The following is a 16,621-nucleotide window of genomic DNA, read 5'->3' as shown; positions in this document are numbered from 1 at the left end:
GCTCGCGTCATCCGCCCAGGGTCTCGGACAGGGCGGAGTTGGCGTCGGACGTGGCCTGGTCCAGCGACTTCGCACCGGTCAGGTACGCGGTCAGCATGTCCTTGAGCGGGTTCTGACCCGCCTCGACGGCAGCCCACGAGGGCACGGTCGGGGTGACCTTGCCGTTCGGGGCGGACTCGGCCAGGGCCTTGCCCAGCGGGCTGGTGGCCAGCTTCGCGGTGTCGGTGGAGGTGCCCGGGACGGCGCCGCCCTCGGCCAGCTGGTCCTGGTACTTCTTCGAGCTGAGCAGCTTCAGGTACTCCTTGGCGAGGTCCTGGTTCTTGCTGCCGGCCGGCACCGCGACGTTCGAGCCGCCGAGGAAGACCGGAGCGGTCTTGCCCGCGGTCTTGGACGGGATGGGGAACGCGGCGGTCTTGCTCTCCAGCGTCGGGTCGGCCTTGATCGCGCTGGCCAGCTCCCACGGCAGGGCGATCATCATGCCGACCTTGCCCTTGGCGAAGATCTCGTACTGCTGCGGCGTGGCCTCGTCGGTGTCCTTGGGCGCCTTGGTGGCGGAGGTGTCGACGAGCTTCTTGTAGAAGTCCAGGCCGGCCTTCGCCTCGGGGGTGTTCAGCGCGCCCGCCCACGCGGAGCCCTGCGCCTTGGCGACGTCGCCGCCCTCGTCCCAGATGAACGAGAGCAGGCTGTACCAGGACTGGCCCGGCAGGTACAGCGACTGGAACTCCGGGTCCGCCGCGTTGGCGGTCTTGAGCTTCTCGATCGCGGCGATCCACTCGTCGCGCGACTTCGGGGTGTCCTGGATGCCCGCGGCCTGGAACAGGTCGGTGCGGTAGACCACCGTGCGGTTGGCGGCGTAGAAGGGCATCCCGTACTGCTTGCCGTCCCAGGTCAGCGAGTCCTTGAGACCGCCGAGCCACTGGTCGCCGTTGAGGTCGGCCGCGTCACCGCTGAGGTCGAGCAGGGTCTCCTCGGCCGCGAACTTCGCCGTCTGGGTGTTGCCCAGCTCGATGACGTCCGGCGGGTTGTTGCTGCTCAGAGCGGTGGTCAGCTTCTCCTGGATGCCGGGCCACTTCTGGATTTCGTACTTGACGGTGACGCCGGAGTGCGAGTCCTGGAACTCCTTGTGCAGCGCGTCGGTCAGGGTGGTCGGCGCGGAGCCGTCCATCAACCAGACCGTCAGCGTCTTCGGTTCACCGGAGTTGCCGCTGCCCTCGTTGGTGCTCGTGCCACATCCGGCCACGGCCACCGCGAGTGCGGCGGCACCTACGGCCAGTCCTCTCCAGCCCTTCACGTGTGCGCCCTTTCCCAATGCCCGGTCCCAGCGACCGGAACGTTCAAGTGGTGTAGACCAATGCGGCCTAGAGTGTGCCTCGCCACAGGGCATGTCAAGGACGTTGCCGAGACGTTGCAAAGTCATCGGATCATTTTCCCGGCCCTTGTCGGGGGTTCGAGCCCACGATCCGACGTGGACAGGGCATCCTGTGCTGGGAGCGCTGGCAAGGTCGAGGAGGAAGGCAATGCTGGAGACGAGCCCGGCAACAGGTGTCGACGCCAGGTCTCGCGCGCAGCGCGAGCCGAAGTACTGGGGACTCAAGCGGCACCTGCTCGATCTGCTGCGCGCGCTGCCACCGGGGTCGCCGATCCCGACCGAGAGGTCGCTGGCGGCGGAGTTCGACGTGTCGCGGACCACCGTGCGGCAGGCGCTCGCGGAGCTGACCGTCGAGGGTCGGTTGCTGCGCGTGCAGGGCAAGGGCACGTTCGCGGCCGAACCCAAGGTGGCGCAACGGCTCCAGCTGTCGTCGTACACAGAGGACATGAAGGCGCAGGGCAGGCAGCCCTCGTCGCGCCTGATCGAGGCGTCGGAGATGCCCGCCGAAGCGGAACTGGCCAGGTTGCTGGGGGTGCGCGCCGGGGCGAAGGTGCTCCGCCTGCACCGCCTGCGGCTGGCCGACGGCGAGCCGATGGCCATCGAGACCACGCACCTGGCCCTGGGCAGGTTCCGGGGCCTGCGCCGCTACCTGGCGCCGGGCGCCTCGCTGTACCAGGTGCTGCGCGAGCGGTTCGGGGTCGAGATGGGTCACGCCGAGGAGACTATTGAGACCGCTCTGGCCTCGCCCGAGGAGGCCGAGCTGCTGGGCGCGGACATCGGCCTGCCGATGCTGCTGCTGTCCCGCCACTCGTTCGACACCGAGGGCAATCCGGTCGAATGGGTCCGCTCGGTCTACCGCGGCGACCGGTACAAGTTCGTGGCGACCCTGAACCGCCCCTCCGACTGAGCGGCGCCGAGCCCGGCGCCCCGGGCGAGGGGGCGGTCACCGGCGGTCGGCGCCAGTAGTCGGACCTCTGGATCGGCCGGCCCCGCCGGGCCGCCGGCCCGCAGCGCGGGTGCGCGGGCCGGCGCGGGGGGTGTCGCCGGTGACCTCGGACGGGCCGCGCCCGCCCGGCTCCGACGCTCGCGCCGGGCCGCTCCGATTGTTCGGCGATACAACATTCCCGCTGGCCAAAGCCCTGGTGCCCGGAGTCGCGGCACCGGTGGCCCGCCGGTCCCGGGCGCTCCCGGCGCCGATCGGGCCGGTGGGTCCGCCGGTCACCGCGGCGGTGCGCGCCGGCCGGCCCGGCCGGCGCCGCGGAGCGGTCCGGCCGCGGCAGTCATCGGACCTCTGCCGCCGGCCGCCGGGACGCCGTCGCTTCGGGGAGCCGAACCCGGCGCGGGCCGCCGGGCGGTCCCGGCCCGCCCGCTAGATCATCCGGGCGAAGACCTCCCGGTCGACGTTGCCGCCCGAGACCACCGCCACCGTGCGCTCGGGCCACTCGCCCGCGCCCGCCAGGTACGCCGCCACCGCGACCGCCCCGCTCGGCTCCACGACCAGCCGGGTCCGGTGCGCCAACCGGCGGACCGCCTCGACGATCATGTCCTCCGACACCGCCACGACGTCGTCCACGAGGGCGCGCATGTGCGCGAAGGTCAGCTCCGAGGGCTCCGCCCGCAGCCCGTCGGCCAGGGTCCGCTCCCGGTCGGCGGCGGGCCAGCGCACCAGCTCGCCCGCCCGCAGCGAGGCCGCCGCGTCCGCCGCCAGCTCCGGCTCCACCCCGACGACGCGCGCCGAGGGCCGCAGCGCCTTCACCGCCGCCGCCACCCCGGAGATCAGCCCGCCGCCGCTCACCGGCACCAGCACGACCTCCACCTCGGGCTGGTCGGCGACGACCTCCAGCCCCACCGTGCCCTGCCCGGCGATCACGTGGGGGTGGTCGAACGGCGGGATGAGCGTCGCCCCGCGCTCGGCGACCAGCTCGTGGGCCCGCGACTCCCGCCGCGCCATCGGCACCTGCTCCACGGTGGCGCCCCAGGCCCGGGTCGCCTCGACCTTCACCGCCGGCGCGTTGTCCGGCACGACGATCACCGCCGGCACCCCGAACGCCCGCGCCGCGAAGGCGACCGCCTGGGCGTGGTTCCCGCTCGAGTACGCCACCACCCCGCGCGCCCGCGCCTCGTCCGACAACCGGGCCAGCGCGTGGTAGGCGCCGCGGAGCTTGAACGCGCCCACCGGCTGCAGGTTCTCCGGCTTGACCGCCAGCCGGTCGTCGAAGCGCAGCAGCGGGGTGCGCACGACCACCGGCTCGATCAGCGCGGCGGCGGTGCGGATGTCGGAGATCGTCACGAGTCCCATGCCGACGATCCTGTCCGCGGTCGGGCCGCCCGCGCCGGCCGCTCCGCCACCGCGGGCGCGCGCTCCCGAAGGCCCGTCGACGCCCGTCTGCCGCTGTGGGAAACGTCACATTAACGGCCGGGGAACGCCTGTCCGGCCCCCGGCGGGCCTCTCCAACGGTCGAAGCGCCGGCGCGGTGCCGCCCCCCGGCCCACGTCCCGGGGAAAACACCACGCCAACCACGATCGACACCACGCTGACCACGGCTTCTGCGGTTGCTCCGACCGTCGCGCGGTCGCGGTCGGCAATCACCGGGAGTGTTACGCAAAGTTCTTCGGTATCACTCGTTCGGAGTAACAGCGTTCACACTTCGAGTCCAGGGAGGGGGCAAAACCTTACTTCTGGCAAATCAGCCCAAATCGGTGATCGTCTCACTACCTTGAGTGAGAGTTAACTGTCAAACGCTACACAGCGCAGTCAAAAGGTCGTGAGCTGTGACACACTTCGCCCACGGATGGCCCGGGTCGTCATAGATAACAGGGTCATAACGTCGCTCGAACGGGTGAGTACCGGTCAGTAGGACCGGGGAAGGAGGCGCCGGTGCGGGAGCTGCACGCGCCACTCGCCCGTGCCGAGACGGACACGAGGGCGGAGAGAAGAGATCCGGGGGCGGAGCGAAAAGGGGTGGGGCGACCCCTGCCGCCGCCCCACCACCCGTCCCCCTAGAGCCCCCGAGAGCGGTCCCTGCAACCAGGCTCTCGGGTTCCCTGCACCCGAAGATGAGGGAGACGTCCACATGAACCGCACGAGTGCGGCTCGCCTTGCCGCGGCTGCCTTGCTCGCCACCGGCGCGGCTACGGCTCTCAGCGTACCGGCGATCGCGGACCCCGCGGCCCCCTACGGGGCAACGTCGTCGGACACGGAGAGCTACCCCGCCGGGTTGCTCCACGCGGTGGAACGCGATTTGGGCCTGAACGCCGAGCAAGCGCGCGTCCGACTGGCGAATGACGCCAGGTCGGGTGAAGTCGAGGCGCAGGCGCGAAATGTGCTCGGAGACACGTTCGCCGGCGCGTGGATCGACGGGTCGACGGGCCGGATGACGGTCGCCGTCACGGACGGTGCCAAGGCCGACGCCGTGCGCGCCGTGGGCGCGGACGCCAAGGTCGTCACCTACTCGCAGCGCCAGCTGACCGGGGCCAAGACCGCGCTGGACACCCTCTCCGCGCCGCTGTCGGTGACCGGCTGGCGGGTGGACGACGCGAGCAACACCGTCGTGGTGGAGGTCAACCGGCACACCCGCGACGCGGCGGCCGACCGGTTCGTCGCCGCGGCGAAGTCGATCAGCCCGGCCGTCCGCGCGGTCGAGGTCGACCACGCGCCGACCCCGCTGTACGACACGCGCGGCGGCGACGCCTACTACATCGGCAGCGGCAGCCGCTGCTCGGTCGGCTTCGCGGTCACCGGCGGCTTCGTGACGGCCGGCCACTGCGGTCGCACCGGCGCCACCACCACGGGCTACAACCGCGTGTCCCAGGGCACGTTCCGCGGCTCGTCGTTCCCCGGCAACGACTACGGGTGGGTCGCGACGAACTCGAACTGGACCTCGCGGCCGTGGGTCAACCGCTACAACGGCAGCAACGTCGTCGTGAAGGGCAGCAGCGAGGCGGCGGTCGGCGCGTCGGTCTGCCGCTCCGGCTCCACGACCCAGTGGCGCTGCGGCACCATCCAGGGCAAGAACCAGACGGTCAACTACCCGCAGGGCTCGGTGGGCGGCCTGACCCGCACCACCGCGTGCGCGGAGCCCGGTGACTCGGGCGGCTCGTGGGTCGCGGGCACGGGCTTCGGCCAGGCCCAGGGCGTGACCTCGGGCGGGTCGGGCAACTGCTCGTCCGGCGGCACGACCTACTTCCAGCCGGTCAACGAGATCCTGAGCGTCTACGGCCTGCGGTTGACCACGGGCTGAGCCGCTGTGCGGCGCGCGGTCGACCTCCCCTGCGGACCGCGCTCTGGTTGGTGAACACCCCTCGGGCCGCACCCGTCCCCCTGGCCCGGGGGGTGTTCCCGTTCCCGGCCCGAGCGGGCCGGCCCGGCTTCAGCTGAACTGCACGGAGCGCTTCGACAACCCGTACCAGAAGCCGTCGACGGTGGTCCTGGCGTCCTGGTCGGCGCTCGCGCCCAGCGACACGAACAGCGGCGCGAAGTGCTCGGTGCGCGGGTGCGCCACCTCGGCGGCGGGCGCCTTGCGCCGGAAGTCCAGCAGCTCGTCCACGTCCTTGCCCGCCAGCGCGCGCCCGGCCCAGTCGTCGAACTCGGCCGACCACCGCGGCGGCTGGTAGTCCGGCCCGGTGCGCATGTCCACGCAGCTCAGGTTGTGCGTCATGAAGCCGCTGCCGATGATCAGCACGCCCTGGTCGCGCAGCGGGGCGAGCCCGCGGCCCACGTCGAACAGCCGGCGCGGGTCGAGGGTCGGCATGGACACCTGGAGCACCGGGACGTCCGCCTCGGGGAACATCTCCTTCAGCGGCACGTAGGCGCCGTGGTCCAGGCCGCGGCCGGGGTCGTGCGCCACCGGCTCGCCGACCAGGCCCTCGACCGCCCGGGCCAGCTCCGGCGCGCCGGGCGCCTCGTAGGTGACCTCGTAGTACCGCCGGGGGAAGCCCCGGAAGTCGTAGGTCAGCGGCGCGGTCGTCGTCGCGCCCAGCGTGAGCGGGCCCTCCTCCCAGTGCGCGGACACGATGAGGATCGACTCCGGGCGCGGGAGCGACGCGGACCACGACCGCAGCTCGGCGGTCCACCGCTCGTCGTCGGCCAGCGGGGGCGCCCCGTGGCCCAGGTACAGCACAGGCATCACGCCGACGACTGTACGCCCTCTAGTTGAATTTTCAACCACGAAGCGGCGGCCCGCGGGTCCTCCGCCTCGGTGATCGCCCGCACGACCACCACCCGCTCCGCGCCGGCGGCCAGGACCTCCGGCAGCCGCGCCCGGTCGATGCCCCCGATCGCGAACCACGGCCGCCCGGTCGTCCCGGCGGTGGCGCGCACCAGGTCCAGCCCCGGCGCGGGGCGGCCCGGCTTGGTCGGCGTCGGCCAGCACGGGCCCGTGCAGAAGTAGTCCACCCCCGGTTCGCCGGCCGCCGCCCGCGCCTGCGCCACGTCGTGCGTCGACCGCCCCACGGCGACCTCCTCGCCGACGACCCGGCGCGCGAGCGCCACCGGCAGGTCGTCCTGCCCGAGGTGCAGCACGTCGGCGTCCACGGCCAGCGCCACGTCGGCCCGGTCGTTCACGGCCAGCAGCGCGCCGTGCCGGGCGCAGGCTTCGGCCAGCACCTCCAGCGCGGCGATCTCCTGCTTCGCCTCCAACCCCTTGTCCCGCAACTGCACGACGTCCACCCCGCCGGCGAGCGCGGCGTCGGCGAACTCCGCGAGGTCGGGGCGGGTGGGCGTGCAGAGGTAGAGCCGCGCGTCGGCGAGCCGCCGCCTGATCCGGTGTCCGTCGAGTCCTGGCACGGCCGCACCGTAACCGCCGGGCGGAGGCGTGCGCTACGGTGGAGGCGGTCCGCACGGGAGCCCGGAGGACACCGGGCTGAGAGGGAGCGTGGTTCGCTCCGACCGTCGAACCTGATCCGGGTCATGCCGGCGCAGGGAGCGTGAGTGCCTTGGCAAGTGCGAGTCGGGTGGCCGTCCTGGGCGGCGGTGTCATCGGCCTGTCCGTCGCGTGGTTCGCCGCGCGGGCGGGCCACCCCGTCGCGGTGGTCGACCGACCCTCGCCGCACGGCGGCTCCTGGGTCGCGGGCGGGATGCTCGCGCCGGTCACCGAGGCGTGGCCGGGCGACGAGGACGTCCTGGAGCTGGGCGTGGAGTCCCTGCGGCGGTGGCCGCGGTTCGCGGCCGACCTGGGCGTGCCGCTGAGCCCGGTGGGCACCCTGGCCGTGGCGACCGACGCGGCCGACGCGGAGGTCCTCGACCAGCTCGCCGCCTACCTGGTCCGGATGGGCCGCTCGGCGGCCCGGCTGACCAGGCGGGAGCTGCGCGCCCTGGAACCGGGGCTGAGCCCGTCGGTCCGGAGTGGACTGTCGGTGCCCGGCGACCTCTCCGTGGACAACCGGGCGCTGCTGGCGGCCCTGCGCGCGGCGTGCGCCGAGCACGGCGTGCGGTTCACCGACCGGTCCGCAGTGGACCGGGACGTCACGGTGATCGCCGCCGGCGCGTGGAGCCGCGACCTGCACCCGAAGCTGCGCGAGGTGATCCGGCCGGTCAAGGGCGAGATCCTGCGCCTGGCCACCCGCCCCGGCGCCCTGCCGCCGCCCCGCCACACCCTGCGCGGCCACGTCCGCGGCCGGCCGGTCTACCTGGTGCCCCGCGCCGACGGCCTGGTGCTCGGCGCGACCCAGTACGAGGCGGGCTTCGACCCGGGCGTCACCGTCGGCGGCGTGCGGGACCTGCTGCACGACGCGGAGGCGGTCTGGCCGGCCGTCGCCGAGTACGCGCTGGCGGAGTGCGCCGCCGGGTTCCGGGCGGGCAGCCCCGACAACGCGCCGGTCGTCGAGTGGCTGGAACCCGGCGTGCTCGCGGCGACCGGCCACCACCGCAACGGCCTGCTACTGGCACCGGTGACGGCACACCGCGTGCTCACCCTGCTCCGCGAAGGAGGACGCAGTTGAAGGCTCGGGTCAACGGCGAGGTGCGGGAACTGGCCGACGGTTCCACCGTCGCGACCGTCCTCGACCTGCTGGGCGCCCCCGCGTCCGGGGTCGCCGTCGCGCTGGACGGCGAGGTGGTGCCCCGGGCGGCCTGGTCGTCCACACCGGTGCCCGACGGGGCCGCCGTCGAGGTGCTCACCGCGGTGCAGGGGGGTTGACGTGGACGACGCGCTGGTCATCGCGGGCCGCGAGTTCGGCTCCCGCCTCGTCATGGGCACCGGCGGCGCGGCGAACCTGTCGGTGCTGGAGCGGGCGCTGGTGGCGTCCGGGACGGAGCTGACGACGGTCGCGATGCGCCGCCTGGACCCGTCCGGCGGGGGAGTGCTGGAGCTGCTGCGGCGGCTGGGGATCGCGGTGCTGCCCAACACGGCCGGCTGCCGCGGCGCGGCCGAGGCCGTGCTCACGGCGCGGCTGGCCCGCGAGGCGCTGGAGACCGACTGGGTCAAGCTGGAGGTCGTCGCCGACGAGCAGACCCTGCTGCCCGACCCGGTGGAGCTGCTCGACGCCGCCGAGCAGCTGGTGGCCGACGGCTTCGTCGTCCTGCCCTACACCAACGACGACCCGGTGCTGGCCCGCCGCCTGGAGGACGTCGGCTGCGCCGCCGTGATGCCCCTGGGCTCGCCCATCGGCACCGGCCTGGGCATCCGAAACCCGCACAACGTCGAGCTGATCGTGGCGCGGGCCGGCGTCCCGGTCGTGCTCGACGCCGGCATCGGCACGGCGTCGGACGCGGCGCTGGCGATGGAGCTGGGCTGCTCCGCGGTGCTGCTGGCCACCGCCGTGACCCGGGCGCAGGACCCGATGCGCATGGCCGCGGCGATGCGCTCGGCCGTGGAGGCGGGCCGGCTGGCCCGGCTCGCGGGCCGGATCCCGCAGCGCTTCTGGGCGCACGCCTCCAGCCCCGCGCCGGACGTCTGATTCACGACGACCCGACGGGCGGCGGTCGGGGCACAGGGCATGATGGACGCCCCTGATCCGTCCTCGCGCCCGTAGGAGGTGCCGTGGCTGCCGAGCAAGTGGAGGACGCCACCGCCCGGCTGTACCTGGCGATCGGCAGGCTGTCCCGCCTGCTGCGCCGCACCGGTTCGCCCGGGCTGGGCCCCGGTGCGGTGTCCGCGCTGGCCACGCTGGCGCGCTGCGGCCCGATGCGGCTGGGCGACCTGGCCGCGAAGGAGGGCGTGGCGCCGCCCACGCTGTCCCGGATCGTGGCGGCGCTGGTGGAGGCCGGCTACGTGCGCCGGGAGCCGGACCCGCAGGACGGCCGCGCCTGGCTGGCGACCCCGACCCCGGAGGGCGAGACCATGGTCTCGGGCGTCCGCTCGGCCCGGGTCCGGGAGCTGCAGCGCCGGATCGAGGACCTCTCGCCGGAGCACCGGGCGGCCCTGGTCAACGCCCTGGGCGCCCTGGAGGAGCTGGTGGGCGAGGCCGGCTGAGCCCGCCGGCCCGGCGCGGACCCCGGTCCGCGCGCCCGCCCGGTGCGGCGCTCCGGCCCCGTGCCCCGGGACCGTGCTCGGGTGCTGCGCTCCGGGCCGTGCCCCGGGACCGTGCTCCGGTGCCGTGCCCCGGGACCGTGCTCCGGTGCCGTGCCCCGGGACCGTGCTCGGGTGCCGCGCGCCGAGGCCGCGCCTCGAAGCCCGCTCCGGGGCGCCGCGCTCCGGTGCCGTGCCCGGCTGTGCGCTCAGCCCCGCGGGCCGCGCCCGGACGAGCCCGCCCCCGCGACCGCCCGGCCCTCCACCGCCCCGTCCTCGGCGGTCCGATCAGGGGCGGTCCGGCCAGGGGCGGTCCGATCAGGGGCGGTCGGCCCGCCGCGCCCGCGGTCCCCGCGCGAACCGCCCGCCACGACCGCGACCAGCCACCCCGCCAGCACACCCGCGACCGCGCCGACGGTGTTGTTGTAGAAGTCCTGCGCTTCGCACACGCCCACACCGGTGGCGGACTGCACGACCTCCACCGCACCGCTGAACCCCGCCGACAGCAGCGCCACCACCAGCGGGCGGCGCGTCGCCAGGGTCGCGAAGAACGCGAACGGCACGAGCATCACCAGGTTCAGCCGCTCCAGCGACCCGGTGAGCGAGAAGTCGTTGTCGAGGCACGTGCCGACCGGGTCGGCGGTCAGCACGGCCACGTCCAGCACCCCCGGCCTGGCCAGGGTCACCGCCAGCGCCAGCGCCAGGCCGCACCCGGCCAGCACCGAGGGCGCCGGCCGCCACCCGCGCCACCGCGCGACCGCCAGCGCCGACGTCCCGAACACCACGCAGCCCAGAAAGACCGCCGCGACCACCGCGGGTCGGCTCAACACCAACTCCGCGATGTACGCGTCCTGTTGCGCGCTCATGCCTTACAAGACGCACGAGCGCTGATCCGGTTGGCCCACCGCGGTTCGACCGGTCGTCCGGCGGACCGCCCCGGGCCCGATCCGCGGGCCCGGGTCTTCGCGGTTCGTCGTTCAGGGCTCGTTCTTCAGGGCTCGATCCGGTTGTCGGGCCCCATGTCCTCCAACGACCCGAACCCCAGCCGCCACAGCGGGGAGACCGGGCCGACCCCGGCGCCCAGCGGGTAGGCCGAGGCCACCGACCGCACGACGAACTCCTTGCCGAACCGCACCGCCGTGGGCACGTCCTCGCCCCGCGCCAGCCGCGAGGCGATGGCCGAGGCGAGCGTGTCGCCGCTGCCGTGGGTGTGCTTCACGTCGTACCGCGGCCCCGGCAGCTCGATGAACGACGAGCCGTCGTAGAGGACGTCGAGGCAGCCCGGGTCGTCCCACAGGTGCCCGCCCTTCACCAGCACCCACTGCGACCCGAACTCCGACAGCGCCTCGGCGGCCTTGCGCTGGCCCGCGTGGTCGCGCACCTCGATGCCGGTCAGCAGCCGCACCTCGTCCAGGTTCGGCGTGATCAGCGTCGCGCGCGGGAAGAGGCTGCCGCGCAGGGCGTCCAGCGCCGAGTCGGCCAGCAGCTGCTGGCCGTGCATGGACGCCGCCACCGGGTCGACCACGAACGGGATCGCGCGCCCGATCCCGGTGCGGTCGCACGCCCCCGCCACCGCCTCGATGATCGCGGCCGACGCCAGCATCCCGGTCTTCGCCGCGCCCACGCCGATGTCGGTCGCCACCGCCTCGACCTGGGCGGCCACCACCTCCGCCGGGATCTCGGTGTACCCGGTGACGCCGAGCGTGTTCTGCACGGTCACCGCGGTCACCGCCACCAGCCCGTGCACCCCGCACGCGAACAGCGTCCGCAGGTCCGCCTGCAGGCCCGCACCACCGCCGGAGTCGGAACCGGCGATGGTGAGGACCGTGGGCGGTGCGACCGCCATCAGTCGACCACCGGGAGGTAGACCTTGTTGCCCCGGCCGGAGAACTCGTCGGACTTCTCCGCCATCCCCGCCTCGATCGCTTCCACTGTGGACAAACCGCGCTCCTCCGCGTACCGCCGGACGTCCTGGGTGATCTTCATCGAGCAGAACTTCGGCCCGCACATCGAGCAGAAGTGCGCCGTCTTGGCCGGCGCCGCGGGCAGCGTCTCATCGTGGAACGAGCGCGCCGTGTCCGGGTCCAGCGACAGGTTGAACTGGTCCTCCCAGCGGAACTCGAAGCGCGCCTTGGACAGCGCGTCGTCCCAGTCCTGCGCGCCGGGGTGGCCCTTGGCGAGGTCCGCCGAGTGCGCCGCGATCTTGTAGGTGATCACGCCGGTCTTCACGTCGTCCCGGTTGGGCAGGCCCAGGTGCTCCTTCGGCGTCACGTAGCAGAGCATCGCCGTGCCCAGCCAGCCGATCTGCGCCGCGCCGATCGCCGAGGTGATGTGGTCGTAGGCGGGCGCGATGTCCGTCGCCAGCGGCCCGAGGGTGTAGAACGGCGCCTCGCCGCACCACTCCTCCTCCAGCCGCACGTTCTCCGCGATCTTGTGCAGCGGCACGTGGCCGGGGCCCTCGATCATCACCTGCACGTCGTGCGACCGCGCGACGTGCGTCAGCTCGCCCAGCGTCCTCAGCTCGGCGAACTGGGCCTCGTCGTTGGCGTCCGCGATGGAACCCGGCCGCAGGCCGTCGCCCAGCGAGAACGTCACGTCGTAGGTGCGCAGGATCTCGCACAGCTCCTCGAAGTGCGTGTAGAGGAAGCTCTCCCGGTGGTGCGCCAGGCACCACGCCGCCATGATCGACCCGCCGCGCGAGACGATGCCGGTCACCCGGCGGGCCGTCAGCGGCACGTAGCGCAGCAGCACGCCCGCGTGCACGGTCATGTAGTCGACGCCCTGCTCGGCCTGCTCGACCACGGTGTCCCGGTAGACCTCCCAGGACAGCTTCGCCGGGTCGCCGTCGACCTTCTCCAGCGCCTGGTAGATCGGCACCGTCCCGACCGGGACCGGCGAGTTGCGCATGATCCACTCGCGCGTCTCGTGGATCCGCTTGCCGGTCGACAGGTCCATGATCGTGTCGGCGCCCCAGCGGGCCGCCCACACCATCTTCTCCACCTCCTCCTCGATCGAGGAGGAGACCGCCGAGTTGCCGATGTTGGCGTTGACCTTCACCAGGAACTTCTTGCCGATGACCATCGGCTCGGCCTCGGGGTGCCGCCGGTTGAGCGGGATGACGGCGCGGCCGGCGGCCACCTCGTCGCGCACGAACTCGGGGCTCATGTTCTCGCGCGCCGCGATGAACGCCATCTCCGGCGTGACGACACCCGCCTTGGCGTAGGCCAACTGGGTCACCGCCCCGCCGATCGGCTCGCGCGCGGCGACCCAGCCCGCGCGCAGCGCGGGCAGTCCACTGTGGACGTCGATGGTCGCTTCGGAGTCGGTATACGGACCGGAAGTGTCGTAGAGGTCGACGTGCTCGCCGTTGGTCAGCCCCACCCTGCGGAACGGGACCCGCACCCCGTCGGCCACCTCGCGGTAGACCTTGCGCGAGCCGGAGATCGGCCCGGTGGTGACGCTGGGCTTCACCGAACGGTCGTCTAGTGCCGTCACGACATTCCTCCCTACGCCGGCATTACCCGGTCAGGTTCAGGCGGTCGGCGGCGCCGGATCGCTCCAGCCGCCCTCTCAGCCCGCTTCAGGTGCGAGCTCCCGCGGTGTTGAGTTGTCCGCCCGACCATAGCCAGGCCGCGGTGCGGATGCCAAGGGGACCGGTTTGCGCGTACCTTTCTCCGCGTGGCTGATCACCAGCCCTTCCCGCCCGGCGCCCGCCGCGTGGCCCGCCCCGCGGCGGTCTCGCCGTGCCCGTCGTGCGGCGACCTGGCGGGCCGCGGCTACCCCGGCTGCCGCTTCTGCGCCGAGCTGGTCGACCAGTACTGGCTGCTGGACTGGCAGGAGCTGCTGGCCGCCGAGAAGCTCGCCGAGGGCGGCGCGGGCGAGCGCGAGCTGGCCGAGCTGGTCCTCGCCGACGAGGTCGGCAGGCACCCGTGGACCTGCACCGACTGGGCCATGACGCTCGTCTCGTGCTCCCAGTGCGGCGCCGAGCTGGGCGCGGGGCCGGACGACTGCCTGCGCTGCGCGATGGCCGACGGGCTGCGGTGGTCGTGGGACCACGCCGGCTACCCGACCGCCATGACGGCCGGCGAGCACGCCCTGCGGGTCGCGCGGGCGGTGCTGCGCGCACCCCACCGGCGGCGGCCCGCCGTCGTGCGCGCGTGGCGGCTGCTGCTGCCGTTCCTGCTGGTCGGGGAGCTGCCCACGGTGGGCCAGGTGCGGCGCATCCGCGCCCACGTCATCGCGGGCGGCTACGCCGACCTGGCCGGCTGCACCTCGCACGTCGAGCTGGCCGGCTTCCCCGAGCTGCCGTGGCGGCGCTCAGCCCGGGTCGAGCACCAGCCGGAGGCCCAGCGCGACCAGGACGCCGCCGGACACGCGCTCCAGCGCCCGGCGCACCCCCGACCGGGACAGCCGGCCGCGGACCCGGTCTAGGACGCCCACCACGGCCAGGTACCACAGCGCGTCGACGGCCACCCAGACCAGCGCGAACAGCAGCAGGGCGCCCCGGCCGGCGCCCGCGGGCAGGAACTGCGGCAGGAACGAGACCGCGAACACGCCGAGCTTCGGGTTGGCCAGGTTCACCAGCAGGCCCGCGCGGAACGCCCGGCCCGCCGGGGGCGCTCCGGGCAGCGGCGCCCCGGCCGACCGGAACGCCCGCACCCCCAGGTGGACGAGGAACAGCGCGCCCGCGACGCGCAGCACGTGGTAGGCCACCTCGGACGCGGTGAGCAGCACCGACAGCCCGAGGGCGGCCGACACCGCCCACGCGGCGACCCCGACCTCCATGCCGAACACCGTGGCCAGCGCGCCGCGACGGCCCCGGATCGACTGCCGCAGGACCAGCGCCGTGCCGGGTCCGGGCGACAGCGCGATCAGGAAGGACGCCGCGACGAGAGCGGCGAGGCTGCTCCACACGAGCCCATCGTGACCGGCGCGTCCAGCGGTTTTCGCCCGTCCGCCCGCCGCCGGGCGGCGCTCGCCCCGGGCAGTGCCCGCTGCGGGGCGGCACCCGCTGCGGGGCGGCACCGGCCGCCGGGCAGCACCGGCCGCGGGGCGGCACCGGCCGCGGGCGCGCCGTCCTGCCCGCGCGCCGCCGGGGCGGGTGCGGCCCGGCGGCGCGCCCGCGGCCTGCTACTCGTCGTCCGGGTCGGCGAACGGGTCGGCCGAGTTCGCCGGGTCCCAGGTCAGGCCGGGCACGCCCCAGCCGTGGGCCCGCAGCATCTTCTTCGACGCGCGCTTGTGCCGCCCCACCAGCCGGTCCAGGTAGATGACCCCGTCGAGGTGGTCGGTCTCGTGCTGGAGGCAGCGCGCGAAGAAGCCCGTGCCCTCGACCTCGACCGGCTTGCCGTCGCCGTCGAAGCCGGTCACCTTCGCCCAGGAGGCGCGGCCCGTCGGGTAGGACTCGCCGGGCGCGGACAGGCAGCCCTCGAAGTCGTCGTCCGGGTCGGGCATCCCGAGCGGGATCTCCGAGGTCTCCAGCACGGGGTTCGCCACCACCCCGCGGAACCGGTTGCCCTCGTCGTCGGGGCAGTCGTAGACGAACACCCGCAGGTCGACGCCGATCTGGTTGGCCGCGAGGCCGACCCCGCGCGCCGCCGCCATGGTCTCGAACATGTCGTCGATCAGCGTGCGCAGGGCTTCGTCGTACACCTCGACCGGGCGGGTCGGGTGGTGGAGCACGGGCTCGCCGGCGATGACGATGGGGTGAACTGCCATGACCCCAAGCCTATCCACGAGCCGGCGGTGACGCGCCGACCGATGAACCCACCCGGACCAAGATCACGTGGTGTAATGGCACCCACGCACGAGGCACACGGCTGAGGAGCCAGAGTGGACGCCGCAGAGGCACTGGCGCCGGCGGAGGAGCCGGCCGACGGTTTGGACGACCGGGAGCGCGAGATCCTGGCCTTCGAACGCCAGTGGTGGAAGTACGCGGGCGCCAAGGAGCGGGCGATCCGGGAGCTGTTCGACCTCTCGCCCACCAGGTACTACCAATTGCTCAACGCGTTGCTGGAGAAGGAAGAGGCTTTGGCGGCGGATCCGATGCTGGTCAAGCGGCTGAGGCGGTCGCGTTCGGGCAGGGCGAGGGCCAGGGCGGCCAAGCAGCTCGGTGTCGAGGGCCGATGAGCAACCCCGAGTCGACCGGCCCCGCGCACCCCGCCCGCGCCGCCGGCCTCGCGCTGATCGCGGTGGCGGCCGTCGCCCTCGTCGTCGGCGTGGTCAGCCTGTTCACCGGCGGCGACGACGGCGAGGCGGGCGCGCAGCCCACCGACGCGCCGTCGTCCAGCCAGGCGGCCGGGACGCCGTCCGAGTCGCCGGGCCCCACCTCGGACGCCGGGCAGAGCCCGACCCCGGGCCCCGAGCAGACGACGCCACCGCCGGCCACGACCGCACCCGGCGGCACGACCGCGCCCGGCGCCACCACCACCCCGGCGGCCGGCACCACCGCGGTCCCCCCGCCGCCGGTGCAGGGCCAGGGCAAGCCCCCGGTGCGGGTCTACAACAACGGCACCATCGGCGGGTTGGCGGCCACCGCGGCGGAGGACGTCCGCCGCGCCGGCTGGGAGGTCGCCGACGTCGCCAACTACTCGCAGGGCCTGATCCCGACGACCACGGTCTACTACCGGCCGGGCACCGACGAGGAGGCGTCCGCGCGGCAGCTCGGCGAGGCGCTCGGGGTGGAGGTCAAGCCCCGCTTCGACGGCATCGAACAGGCACACGCGGGCATCATCGTGATCGTGACCGACTCCTACCAGAGCCGGCACGGCAAGGTCTGACCGCCCGCGACCGCCGTTCGGGCGGGGTT

18 protein-coding genes and 2 riboswitches are annotated in these 16,621 nt (G+C 74.0%); of the genes, 9 read left to right on the top strand and 9 right to left on the bottom strand.

Annotated elements, in window-relative coordinates; genetic code table 11:
* Positions 1-7: 7 nt before the first annotated feature.
* Positions 8-1,291: a sugar ABC transporter substrate-binding protein gene (locus tag JOE68_RS13025; RefSeq protein WP_204842619.1), complete on the bottom strand. Its 1,284-nt coding sequence runs from the start codon at positions 1,289-1,291 to the stop codon at positions 8-10.
* 226 nt (positions 1,292-1,517) lie between these two features.
* On the opposite strand from JOE68_RS13025, the gene JOE68_RS13020 reads away from it, so the two are divergent.
* Positions 1,518-2,276: a GntR family transcriptional regulator gene (locus tag JOE68_RS13020; protein ID WP_204842618.1), complete on the top strand. Its 759-nt coding sequence runs from the start codon at positions 1,518-1,520 to the stop codon at positions 2,274-2,276.
* A 462-nt stretch (positions 2,277-2,738) separates the two neighbouring features.
* Here JOE68_RS13020 and JOE68_RS13015 read toward each other — a convergent pair whose 3' ends face one another.
* Entirely contained in the window at positions 2,739-3,668 is a 930-nt protein-coding gene (locus JOE68_RS13015) for a threonine ammonia-lyase (RefSeq protein ID WP_204842617.1), read from the bottom strand.
* Between the two features lie 775 nt (positions 3,669-4,443).
* On the opposite strand from JOE68_RS13015, the gene JOE68_RS13010 reads away from it, so the two are divergent.
* The gene (locus JOE68_RS13010) at positions 4,444-5,610 is read left to right on the top strand and encodes a S1 family peptidase (protein ID WP_204842616.1); all 1,167 of its coding nucleotides are present in this window, start codon (positions 4,444-4,446) and stop codon (positions 5,608-5,610) included.
* Positions 5,611-5,739: 129 nt separating this feature from the next.
* Here the strand turns inward: JOE68_RS13010 and JOE68_RS13005 are convergent, their stop codons facing one another.
* Complete coding sequence (locus JOE68_RS13005) at positions 5,740-6,495, bottom strand: dioxygenase family protein (protein WP_204846071.1); 756 nt, start codon at positions 6,493-6,495, stop codon at positions 5,740-5,742.
* Complete coding sequence (gene thiE / locus JOE68_RS13000; protein ID WP_204842615.1) at positions 6,495-7,154, bottom strand: thiamine phosphate synthase; 660 nt, start codon at positions 7,152-7,154, stop codon at positions 6,495-6,497. Before thiE ends, JOE68_RS13005 begins: the two co-directional genes overlap by 1 nt.
* Before the next feature lie 43 nt (positions 7,155-7,197).
* Positions 7,198-7,309: riboswitch (TPP riboswitch) on the top strand.
* On the opposite strand from thiE, the gene thiO reads away from it, so the two are divergent.
* From thiO to JOE68_RS12980, 4 genes are all read left to right on the top strand, one after another.
* On the top strand, positions 7,304-8,308 hold the full coding sequence (gene thiO / locus JOE68_RS12995; protein ID WP_204842614.1) for a glycine oxidase ThiO: 1,005 nt from the start codon (positions 7,304-7,306) through the stop codon (positions 8,306-8,308). (Overlaps the previous riboswitch by 6 nt.)
* Complete coding sequence (thiS, locus tag JOE68_RS12990) at positions 8,305-8,505, top strand: sulfur carrier protein ThiS (RefSeq protein WP_204842613.1); 201 nt, start codon at positions 8,305-8,307, stop codon at positions 8,503-8,505. Before thiO ends, thiS begins: the two co-directional genes overlap by 4 nt.
* Position 8,506: 1 nt before the next feature.
* Positions 8,507-9,265, top strand: coding sequence for a thiazole synthase (locus tag JOE68_RS12985; protein WP_204842612.1), 759 nt, complete (start codon positions 8,507-8,509; stop codon positions 9,263-9,265).
* Between the two features lie 83 nt (positions 9,266-9,348).
* Positions 9,349-9,780, top strand: a complete 432-nt coding sequence (locus tag JOE68_RS12980) for a MarR family winged helix-turn-helix transcriptional regulator (RefSeq protein WP_204842611.1) — start codon at positions 9,349-9,351, stop codon at positions 9,778-9,780.
* Positions 9,781-10,025: 245 nt separating this feature from the next.
* On the opposite strand, the gene JOE68_RS31810 is transcribed toward JOE68_RS12980, so the two are convergent.
* The 3 genes from JOE68_RS31810 to thiC all read right to left on the bottom strand — a co-directional run bounded on the left by JOE68_RS31810 (position 10,026) and on the right by thiC (position 13,311).
* Positions 10,026-10,682, bottom strand: coding sequence for a VanZ family protein (locus JOE68_RS31810; RefSeq protein ID WP_204842610.1), 657 nt, complete (start codon positions 10,680-10,682; stop codon positions 10,026-10,028).
* 125 nt (positions 10,683-10,807) lie between these two features.
* Positions 10,808-11,662, bottom strand: a complete 855-nt coding sequence (gene thiD / locus JOE68_RS12970; protein WP_204842609.1) for a bifunctional hydroxymethylpyrimidine kinase/phosphomethylpyrimidine kinase — start codon at positions 11,660-11,662, stop codon at positions 10,808-10,810.
* Entirely contained in the window at positions 11,662-13,311 is a 1,650-nt protein-coding gene (gene thiC, locus JOE68_RS12965) for a phosphomethylpyrimidine synthase ThiC (protein ID WP_204842608.1), read from the bottom strand. The genes thiD and thiC overlap by 1 nt, the downstream gene beginning before the upstream one ends.
* Positions 13,303-13,424, bottom strand: a riboswitch (TPP riboswitch). Its footprint overlaps the gene before it by 9 nt.
* A gap of 70 nt (positions 13,425-13,494) precedes the next feature.
* On the opposite strand from thiC, the gene JOE68_RS12960 reads away from it, so the two are divergent.
* Positions 13,495-14,247, top strand: a complete 753-nt coding sequence (locus tag JOE68_RS12960) for a hypothetical protein (RefSeq protein ID WP_204842607.1) — start codon at positions 13,495-13,497, stop codon at positions 14,245-14,247.
* Here JOE68_RS12960 and JOE68_RS12955 read toward each other — a convergent pair.
* Both JOE68_RS12955 and JOE68_RS12950 read right to left on the bottom strand, forming a co-directional pair.
* Positions 14,134-14,730, bottom strand: a complete 597-nt coding sequence (locus tag JOE68_RS12955) for a LysE family translocator (RefSeq protein ID WP_204842606.1) — start codon at positions 14,728-14,730, stop codon at positions 14,134-14,136. The genes JOE68_RS12960 and JOE68_RS12955 overlap by 114 nt on opposite strands.
* A gap of 216 nt (positions 14,731-14,946) precedes the next feature.
* Positions 14,947-15,531, bottom strand: coding sequence for a peptide deformylase (locus tag JOE68_RS12950; RefSeq protein ID WP_204842605.1), 585 nt, complete (start codon positions 15,529-15,531; stop codon positions 14,947-14,949).
* 114 nt (positions 15,532-15,645) lie between these two features.
* Here JOE68_RS12950 and JOE68_RS12945 point away from each other — a divergent pair, with 114 nt between their 5' ends.
* Together JOE68_RS12945 and JOE68_RS12940 are read left to right on the top strand one after the other, a co-directional pair.
* Positions 15,646-15,942 carry a DUF3263 domain-containing protein gene (locus tag JOE68_RS12945; protein ID WP_204842604.1) on the top strand — a complete coding sequence of 99 codons (297 nt, stop codon included), beginning with the start codon at positions 15,646-15,648 and terminating at the stop codon, positions 15,940-15,942.
* Positions 15,939-16,592: a LytR C-terminal domain-containing protein gene (locus JOE68_RS12940; RefSeq protein WP_204842603.1), complete on the top strand. Its 654-nt coding sequence runs from the start codon at positions 15,939-15,941 to the stop codon at positions 16,590-16,592. Before JOE68_RS12945 ends, JOE68_RS12940 begins: the two co-directional genes overlap by 4 nt.
* Positions 16,593-16,621 lie beyond the last annotated feature (29 nt).

This window comes from Saccharothrix algeriensis, assembly GCF_016907655.1.
Classification (GTDB): domain Bacteria; phylum Actinomycetota; class Actinomycetes; order Mycobacteriales; family Pseudonocardiaceae; genus Actinosynnema; species Actinosynnema algeriense.
This window is presented reverse-complemented; position numbering and strand designations above follow the sequence as displayed.

Excerpts from the sequence above, each read along its gene's own strand:
- JOE68_RS13020 (WP_204842618.1), top strand. The coding sequence starts at position 1,518 with ATGCTGGAGACGAGCCCGGCAACAGGTGTCGACGCCAGGTCTCGCGCG.
- JOE68_RS13015 (WP_204842617.1), bottom strand. The coding sequence starts at position 3,668 with ATGGGACTCGTGACGATCTCCGACATCCGCACCGCCGCCGCGCTGATC.
- JOE68_RS13010 (WP_204842616.1), top strand. The coding sequence starts at position 4,444 with ATGAACCGCACGAGTGCGGCTCGCCTTGCCGCGGCTGCCTTGCTCGCC.
- JOE68_RS13005 (WP_204846071.1), bottom strand. The coding sequence starts at position 6,495 with ATGCCTGTGCTGTACCTGGGCCACGGGGCGCCCCCGCTGGCCGACGAC.
- JOE68_RS31810 (WP_204842610.1), bottom strand. The coding sequence starts at position 10,682 with ATGAGCGCGCAACAGGACGCGTACATCGCGGAGTTGGTGTTGAGCCGA.
- thiD (WP_204842609.1), bottom strand. The coding sequence starts at position 11,662 with ATGGCGGTCGCACCGCCCACGGTCCTCACCATCGCCGGTTCCGACTCC.
- JOE68_RS12950 (WP_204842605.1), bottom strand. The coding sequence starts at position 15,531 with ATGGCAGTTCACCCCATCGTCATCGCCGGCGAGCCCGTGCTCCACCAC.
- JOE68_RS12940 (WP_204842603.1), top strand. The coding sequence starts at position 15,939 with ATGAGCAACCCCGAGTCGACCGGCCCCGCGCACCCCGCCCGCGCCGCC.